Annotated in this window: 5 protein-coding genes and 2 pseudogenes; all 7 read right to left on the minus strand. The window is 37.9% G+C overall.

All coding sequences use genetic code 11. From position 1 onward, the window contains the following. Nucleotides 1–308 precede the first annotated feature (308 nt). Nucleotides 309–1,598 carry an McrC family protein gene (locus tag E0H82_RS02500; RefSeq protein WP_131262845.1) on the minus strand — a complete coding sequence of 430 codons (1,290 nt, stop codon included), beginning with the start codon at nt 1,596–1,598 and terminating at the stop codon, nt 309–311. Continuing rightward, entirely contained in the window at nt 1,598–4,264 is a 2,667-nt protein-coding gene (locus E0H82_RS02505; RefSeq protein WP_131262846.1) for an AAA family ATPase, read from the minus strand. Before E0H82_RS02505 ends, E0H82_RS02500 begins: the two co-directional genes overlap by 1 nt. A gap of 46 nt (nt 4,265–4,310) precedes the next feature. After that, nucleotides 4,311–7,568, minus strand: a complete 3,258-nt coding sequence (locus E0H82_RS02510; protein ID WP_131262847.1) for a type I restriction endonuclease subunit R — start codon at nt 7,566–7,568, stop codon at nt 4,311–4,313. Nucleotides 7,569–7,607: 39 nt separating this feature from the next. Further along, nucleotides 7,608–8,522: an Abi family protein gene (locus E0H82_RS02515; RefSeq protein WP_131262848.1), complete on the minus strand. Its 915-nt coding sequence runs from the start codon at nt 8,520–8,522 to the stop codon at nt 7,608–7,610. Between the two features lie 214 nt (nt 8,523–8,736). Then, on the minus strand, nt 8,737–10,098 hold the full coding sequence (locus E0H82_RS02525) for a restriction endonuclease subunit S (protein WP_131262850.1): 1,362 nt from the start codon (nt 10,096–10,098) through the stop codon (nt 8,737–8,739). Beyond that, nucleotides 10,098–11,905, minus strand: a pseudogene (locus E0H82_RS02530) (HsdM family class I SAM-dependent methyltransferase). The gene E0H82_RS02525 and the pseudogene E0H82_RS02530 overlap by 1 nt, the downstream one beginning before the upstream one ends. A 102-nt stretch (nt 11,906–12,007) precedes the next feature. After that, nucleotides 12,008–12,376, minus strand: a pseudogene (locus E0H82_RS16785) (type I restriction-modification system subunit M N-terminal domain-containing protein); the annotation flags it as partial. Nucleotides 12,377–12,387 lie beyond the last annotated feature (11 nt).

Here is a 12,387-nt window from a genome sequence, read left to right on the forward strand (position 1 = left end):
TCGAGCTTGCTTTTATCTTTCCACCATCCTTCGATCTCTACACGCTACCATACACAGCAACAAGCCATAAGCTCATTTATATAACGGCATATACAGGCATAAAAAAAGCCTAAACCATTAAGATTTAAGCTTTATTTACTTATATAACGTCATATTGCGTTATACAAATTTAAGTATTTGGTGGGGTGGCGTCAACTGAACAAAAACATCAAATAATTGTTTTTAAAAAAGATATTTTTAAATTAAAATTGCAGTGTACACAACAGTGTACAAATTACTTTTTGCTACCCTCCTTCATGCAATATTTTCTATGAATCAATGAGCTCTTGTCCAACCAGGTAACCTTCTCTTAGATCAAATGGCAATACAAATAATGACAATTCATCTGAAAATTTAAAGACGGGCAAAATTTTATTGAATTTTTTATGTAGAGGATAAATAAGTATTAATTTCCCACAACCATCCAGATACTTATGACCATATGCAAACATCTGATATAGATCAGCTTGATTAATTCCATATTTATCACAAGAAGACATCTGTAATTGATTAATTAATTTCCACTTTGTATCAAGGATAACTTTAAATTCACACCCATCCTTGATTGCCAAATCTGGCTCTAATCGGAACCAGCGTTGGTCCCTCTCTTTTATAGGTTGATGTTGAATTAATGTTCTTTGACTAGTTTGTATATGTAATCTTAACCCAGGTTTAACTTTCAACAACTTAGCTACATACTTTTCATAGAGGTGTGGCATGGAAAATAATAAAGAAATCCCTTTATGACTGCCTTCCTGAAAAGAAGGACTAATACTGGACAAGATAATCTCACACCAAGGCTTTATTCTAATATAGTGACTTAACAGCCTATCTTCTCTCCATTTATTAAGATCATCAATTGGATTCATTGACTCACTAATAGATTCTAGTAAAACAGAAAAATCAAATGCCATAAGTAATGACTGTTCATTTCTTGTAAGTTCAAGCACATAATTTAATGCCGTTTTTATTAACCGATTTTCAATACCATTAAATAAAAACTCATCATATTCAAGATCAAAAATAGCTTCTTGACCAGGCCCTCTACGCATCTGTTTACAAGCTAATAATCGCCCTTTAATAAAGCATTGCTCATCCTGGACCAACTCATAATCACGTTTAAGTCCTATGTGAAGCAAGTCTTCTAATTCTTTTAAAAATCTAGAAATAATCCATTCATGAAGAGGCAATTCTTGATGATCTAATTCAGCTTCTGATAGCTCTTTAGCATTCAAATCGTACACGACTGAGAGCATTTTTTTTAAGATCAACCTAGACTCAGTTATCGAACCATCACCTATGTCAATTTTAGGATAAATCTGAATCTGTTCGTCGTTATAAGGACTCTGAATATAACCAACATAAGCCCCCAACCGGAAACTATTCTTTCTAAAATCAGTTAATATAGGTTCAGCATCTGAATCCTCTGGTATCCAATTTTGATAATTTTCAATGAGCCAATCTAATGTAGCTTGACTAACATATCTTTTTTTAATGCCTGAAATTGCAGTCAAATCATATGACTGCAATTCTGCATATTCAGTAACTGTTATCATCATTACATGTATATCTGCTTAATACGCTCAACAGACTTAAAACAATTTTTATTTAATCTTATTGAATATAGTGGGTTAAGTTTAGGTAACTTTTCAGCGAATGGGAAAAGTTCTCCTTCTAGATTCCCTTGTACTACAATTCGCTTGCCCGGTTCATCCAGGCTATTATCATTTAATACCAAACCAATATGATCTAAAGCACTAAAGAAATATTCTTGCAATAATGGCAAAATTTTGTTCGACAATATTCTTTGCAATGTTTCAATATAAGTTTTCTCGTCATAGAATTTTTTGCACAAAGGCATAAAGTAGGCATGTCCAATTTGAAAATCTTTACCTTTTAGACATTGAATTCGTTGATTAATTTTATGAAGCATCTGGACTATATCGAAATCATATTGATTTGCTGATTCCAGTACATCAATGTCCGGTACAATTTCCTTAAACTCAAAACGACGGCGCAATGCTAAATCTAGTTGTGTTAAAGACTTATCAGCCGTATTCATCGTACCAATTAAGTAAAGATTTGAAGGCACAGTAAATGGCTCTTTAGAGTATGGTAATGTCAATTCACGTGCATCTGATTTACCACTACGTTTATCATCTTCAATTAATGTAATAAGTTCACCAAAAATTTTAGAAATATTACCTCGGTTAATTTCATCCATAATTAAAACATAATTATGATTTGACTTTATTTTCTCACCTACTGTTGTTACATTTTCAATCACAATATCTTGATTTTTCAATTCTTCTGTAATTTTAGACCAATTCATTCTATATAATTCATAAACAGTCTTTAAGGTCAAATTAGTCTGATCATTTAAGCCAAAAATATTGAAATTTATATTTTTCGCAATCCAGTTTATATCTCTTACATGTAAGTAATCATCGTCTTCCTGGGGATCAAAATAATAATCAGATTTTACAACCCCAATAGCTTGGATGGTTTTTTGGTCTTTTAAACACAAAAGAACATCGCCTATTTTTATTCTAGAACTAAAATCATATAAGGTAGAGTGTGTATTAGATTTAAGAGAATCGTAATAGGTTTGCTCTTTTTCCGTACGATCTTCTCTTAAATCTCCAACTTTACTCCAACCAATTCGCGCTTGATCATTCTCAAAGTACTTCTGTCTTCGTTCTGTTTCCCAACGCTCACCTAATGATATCTTCCAGATTGTAGGCTCTTGGTTTAATCCAATATCTAATTCATCACTTACACCTTGTGATTTCGTGGCAGCAATCGCCATACGCTTAAACACACCATCTTCAACTTGATAAGCAATCTTATCTTGATCTTCCGGGATATAAGCTTTTAAGCCTTCAATAAAGTCTTCATAGGCAAAGCTTTGATGAAATGTAGTAAATGCTATTTGATTCTTTTGAATTAGTTCATCATATTTTTCTTTAATTTTTGAGTGACGATCAGTTTCATTATTATCCTCTACCAATGCATACCATTCTGGAGCTGCAATTTTAACGGCCAATTCAGTTGTTGCATAAGTTTTTCCTGTACCTGGTGGACCAGAAAGAATTTGATTTAAAGGTTCATCTAACACAATCATATTTTTAGCTTCTTTACTGTTATTTATTAAATTTCCATTTGATACAGAGTTGATGATTGAGCCCTCATACCAATCTAAAACTAATAAAAAATCATACCAATTAAAATCTTTATGAGTTCTAATAACACATACCTCCGTATTAGCTAACTTTGGAGCATGTGTTTCTAAATTCGCATTACCAACCCTTCTAAAATCAAATTTTAAATTAAAGTCATCAGGAATTTTTTCTTCAAGAAGAATATTAAAATAATTAGATTTATTATTTACTTCTAGAGCAATTTGTTTACCGTCATTTGTTACAAAACCTTTAATATATGCAACACCATCTGTAATTCTATTTAACCTTATTGACAGTAATTCTTCAGCACTTACTTTCTCAAAATCCCACTGATTAACATACCAACATGTATGTGACAAACTTGTGAAATTTACGCGATAATTACTTTTAAGTGCCTTTATTAAGTCTGAATATTCAGACCACCTAATTTTTTTCTTATTAAGTAAGTTTCTAGAGACTAACCAATTTTGTGTTTGAGCATCTACCGGGAAAAACAGATTTGGGAAAAATACAAATAGCATTTGAGATAAAGATGCTAAAGCTGTGTACTTAACATCTAACGCATCATCAAATTTTTGACTAATATTTTCATTTTTATGAATTGCTATAAATAAACTCCATAAAATAGCAATATCTTGAGGTCTTCTATCAAATTTATAAGCAAAAAACCATGACCCCTGCGGATTTGGTGTTGGAACTCCTTTAAAATCTGATGGAATATATAGTTCAGGAATCACTTCTTTCAAATTTGTTAATAACTTAATTAAATTTTCAATTTTTGAGTTCTTAAGTATTAACGAAATGAATGTAAAAGGATCAATTTCCTTCAAAGTAACTGTGTTTTTAGCTATGAGATCTTTTTTCTTTAATTTATCCGTCTCTTTTTTCACTTCCAAATATTTTTTTTCAGATTCATAATCTAGTAGGCCACCCTCGATACCAATTTGACTTAAAATTTGCACTAAATCACTTTGCTTATTTTCAAAACTTAACAACCACTTGGAAATTTGTTCAAAAGTTTTAGTCCACGTAAAATTTTCCACAATACCCTCTATTATTTAAGTAACTTATTTACTGTTTAACATTTTATTAATCACGTTTTTCATTCACCAACACATCATAAATAATGTGCGCAAACCGCCTCATCTTGGCAGGGTCACTCATCAACTGTGTCATTTGCTCCATGTGTGCAGCATTGCTGTCTAGCACGGCATCATCTAAAGCACTATCAAACTCTCCTAGCATGGCTTGTTCACGCGTATTGTTTTGAATCTGCTTCATCATGCGTGTGTTTTCAGACATCTTGCCTGCCACGGTATGCACATAGTTAATCATGTCTTGATCTGTGAGCTTATCTGTAATGAATAAGTCATTCACACGCCCTAAAATGACCGATAAAAAGTCCTCCTTCTTATCCTTGGCTTTTGCAGTCCCCATGTCATTCGCAGGTTCTAGCTTATGCTCGGTACTATCGGCTTTAAGCTGAATATCTTGCTGGCGGATCTTAGACAGACGGTAATGACTCATCGCCACATTACTCAAGTCAATCTCATCTTCATCAGCAACTTGTTCACGCAGTAATGGACGTAAGTTACGTGCAAATAAGCTAAGTTTCTCAAGCTCTTTATCGTCATACTCGACAATCTGGGACATGAACTCGTAGAAACGAGTAAAGCTGCCTAAATCCTTCTTGAAGATTTCTAAAACATCACGCGCCTTTTTCGCCTCAGCAAACTCATTCTCTGCATTGGCAATCAACACAGGTTCGCCTGTTCGCTTGGTTATCTCCAAGCGATTTTTCGTCACATCGTAATCATTTACCGCTGCACTATAACGTTGCTGCCAGCGTTGCAATGCAGGTTTACAGATATTGGCGAGTGCGGCATTAGATTTGTTCTTGCTATAGAACGCTTCGACAAACTGCTCGACTTCATTCCACAAGAAAATCCGAGCAACTTTAAGCTTCTCAAACAGGTCATAGATTTGATCTGGATTCGACACATCAGCCAATTCCGCCGTTTGGTAATAAGGTTGGAAGGCATCCAAAATATCTTGCGGTTCATTAAAGAAATCGAGGACAAAGGTGCCTGATTCCGCTTTACCCGGATAGGTACGGTTTAAACGTGATAAGGTCTGTACACACTCGACCCCACCCAGTTTTTTATCCACGTACATGGCGCACAGCTTTGGTTGATCAAAACCAGTCTGGAACTTGTTCGCCACAATCATCACCTGAAAGTCATCACTGTCAAATGCCTTACGCATTTCACGTCCTTTCAAGTTTGGGTTCATGTTGCTTTCAGTAAATTTCTGTCCAAGCAAATGACTGCTGTCGGCATCATTCTCAGTGAATTCCACTTCCCCCGAAAATGCCACCATGGCTTGGATGTGGGTATACTTCTGTTCAGTGATGTATTTATCAAAGGCTTGCTTGTAACGGACTGCTTCTTTACGTGAATTGGTCACCACCATGGCCTTTGCCTGACCACCCAATAAGCCCATAATGTTCTTTTTAAAATGCTCAATGATCACACGAACTTTTTGCGAGATATTGTGGTCATGCAAGCGTACCCATTGATTAAGTTTAACCTTGGCTCTCTTGGCATCAACCTGATCGTCTTTTTCTTCAAGCTTCTGCCTGAGCTTATAGATAACTTTATAGTTGGTGTAGTTTTTCAATACATCCAAAATGAAGCCTTCTTCAATCGCTTGGCGCATGGAATAGATATGATAGGCTTCAGGCTTATTAGTCTTGGACGGCGGTAACTCTGGATTCGGCAAACGTCCAAACAGTTGTAAGGTTTTATCCTTCGGCGTTGCGGTAAAGGCATAGAAACTTAAATTCTGGCTGCCTTTGCGCGATGCCATCACCGCATCTAAAACATCTTCAGAGGTGAGTTGATCATCTTCCTCACGCTCTTCCAGCATTAAGGTTTCTTTGAGCTGACGTGCAGTAGAACCACTTTGGGATGAATGTGCTTCATCGGCAATCACGGCGTATTTACGCTCTTTTAAGCTGGTACTGTTCTCAATTGCACGGAGTACAAATGGGAAGGTCTGAATGGTCACAATGATAATCGGCTGTGCTATTTCTAAGGCTTTTGCCAGTTTCTCTGACTTCGAGCCATCACCTTCTTTATTGTTAATGCGTCCAACCACCCCATCGGCATGTTCAAACTGGTAAATGGTGTCTTGTAGCTGAGCATCTAAAATGGTTCGATCCGTCACCACAATCACTGAGTCGAACATTTTGTGATTGTTGGCATCATACAAGCTAGACAGTTGATGCGCCGTCCATGCAATCGAGTTGGACTTGCCTGAACCTGCACTGTGCTGAATCAGATATTTTTGCCCTGTGCCTTCTTTTAAAGAATCTTCAACCAGTTTGCTCACCACTTTCCACTGGTGGTAACGTGGGAAAATCAGGCTTTCTTTTTTATATTTACGTCCTTCCCAATCTTCTTTTTCTTCAATCTGTAAATGAATGAAGTTCCCCACGATATTCAACAAGCTGTCTGGGGTCAGTACTTCATTCCACAGATAACCTGTGGCGTATTCATTCACATCTTTAGGCACATCATTGCCTGCACCTTGTTCTTTAGTGCCTTTGTTAAATGGTAGAAAATAGGTACTGTCCCCATTGAGATGGGTTGCCATATACACTTCATACTGACTCACCGCAAAGTGTACCAATGCCCCACGTTTAAAGCTGAGTAAAGGTTCAGGTTTATTGGTTTCTGGGTCTTTCGGTAGACGCGTTTTTTTATACTGCGTCATGGCATTTTGCACAGCTTGCTTAAACTCAGATTTGAGTTCCATGGTGGCCACAGGAAAACCATTAATAAACAGCACCAAGTCGATACGCCATTTTTTGGCTTGTTTGCCTGTCGCTTCAAGTTCCGCTTGCGTGGTGTATGGGCTATACACCAGTTCGGGCACCACACGGCAAATGTTCTGTTGGTAGTTTGCATTCAGTTCAGGGTTTAAGCCATGTTCAGGTTTAAACTGACAAAATGAAAAGCGTGTGCCACGGGTTTTGAGTCCGTGCCGCAATACGCCCAAGGTGCCATAACTACGAGATTCGATATCCGTGGCATTGATATCCGCTTTTTTAAGTTGCGCCACCACGGTCTCTAAAAAATGGCGTTCGGTGTCATTCGGGAAGATGTTTTGGAACTTCTGCCACTCTTTGGCTTGGGTGCTTTGTACAAAGGCTAAAATGTCTTGTTCGTACAAAGCTTTTTCACGGTGATACCCTTGTGGCGAACCGACCTGCCAACCGTGGCTTTGCATTTGCGTAATAATGTCTTGTTGAAAAATCGTTTCTAAAGTTACATCCGATCTCATTGTTTCCGCCGCCCCTTTAAATTCTAAATATCTTTTCTATTATTTTATCTGCCAGATTGGATAACTTTGCCAATCTTCAGAAAAGCCCATATAGGCTTTGGATATGTTGCTATGCGACAACAAAAGATCAATCAAACGCTGACGCCATGTATGTTGCAGAGTAATTTTATCCATAAAGTACAGTAGAAAAACCAAGCTATTATACAATTTACGATCTGCCGAAGTCGTTTGATCAAAATTGCACTGCTGCGCTAAGCCCAAAGGTTTATTTCTAGGTTTCGCAATGGTTTTCGTAAATTTACGATTCCATAGACGGGAATGATGTGCACAGGTATTTCGCAAATACACGAGATGCTGTAATAAACCTTCAAATTGCTTTTCATCGCAATCAAAATGACTCGAAATTGCTGTGCGTGTTTGTTTCGGAGCAAGTGACTGATACCATTTAGAAAGCTGCCCAAAACTCATCACCTCACAAGTTGCCCAAATAGGTGGTAGCTCTGGATCATCATAGGTACGTTTATAATGATCTATAAATACTTCATCAGCTCGGTCTATTTCGCTCTTTAATGACTCTAATAATTTTTCCCATCTAAACAGAGGTTTAAAATATTGCGGATGCATAAATGCATGTGCACCATGCCGATGTGCAAGCTCATAGGCAAATTGGGTTCGAATCGCCACTTCAACCCGTTCGATTGCATCGAGTACCAAGAGCCTGAGTTCACGGTCAAAAACATAGCTTTCCCACACCTGTTCAAAATGCGTGTTTTCTTTAAAACAGTGGGGTGAATGGGTCTGTTCAAAGGGTAGCCAATAGGCACCCAAACGGTAGTAATTGACTTGGGCTAAATGAAAAATGGCTTTTTGTTCATCGGAAACGACCATACCGCGAGATTTTAAAATCTCCAGTTGCTCGAAAAATGTTTTTGGCAGCTTATTAAATGGTTTCATACGGCATTACCTGCACACTGAGGTAATTGCCTATATGTAGATTCATTATTATATTTTGGTAGAGCAGAAAAAAGTAACCCGACAGTTTGAGGATGCAATTGCTTGCCTAGCCTTGTCGGGTGTTGTTGAGCGTATTGTGCAATTTTATGCGTTTTTGTGCAATGGCTTTTTGTTCGCATTTGCGAACAGATTTGTATAGGACGAGTGGAGAGCATCATGCGCTTAGCTCCACATCCACTTCGTTCTTTTTATCAGGATGTTGCCAGCTACGGACGTCAATTTTACCTGTTACGGCTGCTGAGATAAGCGCTGTACGGCGTTCTTGCATGAGTTGAATAGCATGTTCTGCCGACGCCATTAACTTAGAGAAATGATTAATTTTCTTTTTAATGGCTGCAACAATTTCTTTAATTTCATTTTCAGGCGGAAGAGTGATAGAAATTGCTTTAACAATATCAGTGTTTAAGTTTGGTTGTCCTGAACCTTGCTTAACTCTTTCACGTAAATCATTTGTCAGAACTGATAAATAAAAATAAGCATACTCTGTGTCTATTTTTAATTCCTCAAACCCAACCACACCATCGTTTGCATTTGCATTGATGCACAAAATTTTAGGAACTCCAAGCGTAGCACCACTGTTTGAAAGCAACAAAGTACCTGTCTGGAAAACTCGACACTGTTCACTTCCCTTCTTTGTAAGAAATGTTTCTGTACTTGTAAGATATAGCTCATCATCTTTTGTGATTTCAGCAACTGTTACCCACGGTGAATAATCGCCATTAAATAATGTTGGATCACCAGCTGGACGAGGTGAGCCTCCACGTACTACTTGAGAGATATAACCAAACTTACTTACAGTCCAATGCTCAGGCACTTCCCCTAACCATTCCACACCTGAATCTTTCATTGATACATTCGGATTTAGCCCTTTAGTCACCGCATGACTAATCACCGCTTTGCGTTTTTCTTTCAGCAGTTCAATCAGCTTTTCTTGTTTAGCAATGAGGGTGTCAATTTGTGCGGTTTCGTGGTCGAGGAAACTATTAATCTGGGTTTGTTCTAATATAGTTGGTAAAGGAAGTTTCATATTCCTTATAGAATTAAGAGATAAATTAAAAATTGTAGTTCCTGTTACCTCTAAATCATAATATTTCTTTGCTTGTAACGTATTTAAAAAATTTAATAAAAATAAAGCTAACACCTTATGTTCACAATTTATGTAAGCAGCACTTTTCCCCAATATTACTAGTTCACCTTCATATAATGCTACCTTACCAATCGTTCCATTAATCGACAACAGTACCGTTGATTCATTCAAGAAAACTCTGTGCTTAATGAACTCCTCATTAGGTACTTCTTTAGCTGTACTACCAATGACAATCTTACCATCTACCAAATTATTACCATTAATAAAATAATATCCTGTTCCTTCTTGATAAACTGGAGTTGAATGTAACCCATCTCCTATTTTGCTTGTAACATGAAACAGTTTTGGAGTTTGCCAATGACTAGGAACCTCACCTAACCACTCAACACCTGAATCTTGATACTCAGCATATTTCTGATACTTCGCCATTACGAATGCACCTCTTGTAGAAGTGCCATAATTTCACGGCTTACCTCATCCAAATCCGCATCAATTTCAGCCAAATCACGCGGTGGTTCATACACATAAAAATGACGGTTAAATGGAATTTCATAACCGACTATGCCAATTTCAGCATCTTGTGCATCACGCTTATCAGCATTAATCCATGCATCAGGCACATGCGGTTGTACTTCACGCTTAAAGTAAGACTCAATTAAATCTGTGGTGCTTTGGCTTGGGTCTAAGGCAATATTTTCCGCATCACGCAAATCGCCATCTTGTACAAACTCAACCACTTTACCTTGGTAGCTAAACTGACCATATAGCGGGTTTTCTTTGCCTTTAATGACTTTGTTAATGACAGGTTCAGCATCCGCATTTTTCCAAGTCACCGCATCAAGGAACTGCTTTTTCTCTTTGGTTTCCAGTTTAATGCTGCTGTCTTTTAAGGCGTGTTTCAGTACCTCATCAAAGGCATTAAAGTCATCCGACTGCGCCGTACCAATTTTGGCTTTTAGTGTTTCGGCTTTACGCATTAAAGATCGTTGCTCAAGCCACAACTTCGACTCAAGCACAGTTTTAATGTCTTTCTCTTTAAGCTCGGTAAATTCAGCTTTAATCAGCGCACGGATTTCTACTTGCTGCGCTGTGCTCAACTCACCATAGCTGCTTTCTGTCCAGTCATTGCCAAAGCCTGCATAGATTTTTTGCATAACTGCATTAAATGGCTTTGGAGCAAAACGTAAAGTCGCAATACGCTCATCCGAAAGCTGCATCGATAAACGCAATGGACGTTCAATGGTGACACGGCGGTAGCCGAACTCGTAACTGTTAAAGATTTTGCTAGAGAATGGTTTTTGCTGTTCACTTTCGCCATCTAAAGTCAGTGTATCCACTGCTTCAAACGCGCCGTAGTTTTGTGTGATGGTTTTAATTTCTGCATCGGTCAGGTAATTACGCTTTGAGCCAAGTGACTTCCGCATTTTCGAACTCAGGTTCGTGGCATTGATGAGATGCACTTTGCCTTTACGCTCAGCCTCTTTCTTATTGCTGAGTACCCACACATAAGTCGCAATACCCGTGTTATAGAACATATCGGTTGGCAGCGCGATAATCGCTTCAAGCAAATCGGCTTCTAAAATATAACGGCGGATTTCACTTTCACCACTGCCAGCACTCCCTGTAAACAAAGGTGAGCCGTTTAAGATGATCCCGATACGACTGCCTTGATCATTGCCCTGATCTGGCTGACGCATTTTGCTGATTAAGTGCATTAAGAACAGTAACGAACCATCCGACACACGCGGTAAGCCTGCACCAAAACGCCCTTCAAAGCCTTTATGTTCGTGCTCATCTTTAATTTCTTGTTCGATCTTTTTCCAATCCACACCAAACGGTGGGTTCGACAGCATGTAGTCAAACTGGTCATAGGCCAGTTGGTCATTGGACAAGGTATTGCCCAGCTTAATATTGCGAACATCCTGCCCTTTAATCAGCATGTCGGCTTTACAGATCGCGTAGGACTCTGGGTTTAACTCCTGACCAAAAACACGCATTACCGCTTCAGGGTTATGCTCATACACATACTCTGTGCCTGAAGATAAAAACCACCCGTTCCCGCGGTTGGGTCATACATGGTACGAATCACGCCATCTTTATTTAAGGCATCATCATCTTGGCTAAAGATCAGCCCTGTGGTGAGTCGAACAATATCACGTGGGGTAAAGTGTTCCCCTGCGGTTTCATTAGCAATTTCTGCATAACGACGAATTAGTTCTTCAAACACCAAGCCCATATCATGGTTCGAAAGCTTTTCAGGGCTTAAATCTGTGGCCGCGAATTTCTGCACCACTTTATAAAGTAAGTTGGCATCATCCAATAAACCTGTAAATTCATCAAACTTGAAATGTTCAAATATTTCTCTTACTTCTCTTGAAAAATTTCGAGTATAGTCATTGAGGTTGTGACGAATATAAATTGGACTAAGAGTAGCTAATTCAAGCTCCGAGGTATTAAAGAAGGCTAAACCTTGAGTTGATTTAATCAATGACATTTCCATAGCTTCTTCTGAAAATGTTAAAGCATTTATATTTTTATACTCCTTAATCACATTAGCTTTGGTGGGCGCTAATACACACTCCAATCGACGTAATAACGTAAATGGTAAAATAATTTTTCCATATTGAGATTGTTTGAAATCACCACGAAGTAAATCTGCAACTGACCAAATGAATGCGGCTACTTGAGAAAAATTATTGTTAGTCATTAAAAAACCAA

It is taken from the genome of Acinetobacter sp. ANC 4910, from assembly GCF_004331035.1.
Lineage (GTDB): Bacteria > Pseudomonadota > Gammaproteobacteria > Pseudomonadales > Moraxellaceae > Acinetobacter.

Excerpts from the sequence above, each read along its gene's own strand:
- E0H82_RS02515 (WP_131262848.1), bottom strand. The coding sequence starts at position 8,522 with ATGAAACCATTTAATAAGCTGCCAAAAACATTTTTCGAGCAACTGGAG.
- E0H82_RS02510 (WP_131262847.1), bottom strand. The coding sequence starts at position 7,568 with ATGAGATCGGATGTAACTTTAGAAACGATTTTTCAACAAGACATTATT.
- E0H82_RS02500 (WP_131262845.1), bottom strand. The coding sequence starts at position 1,598 with ATGATGATAACAGTTACTGAATATGCAGAATTGCAGTCATATGATTTG.
- E0H82_RS02525 (WP_131262850.1), bottom strand. The coding sequence starts at position 10,098 with ATGGCGAAGTATCAGAAATATGCTGAGTATCAAGATTCAGGTGTTGAG.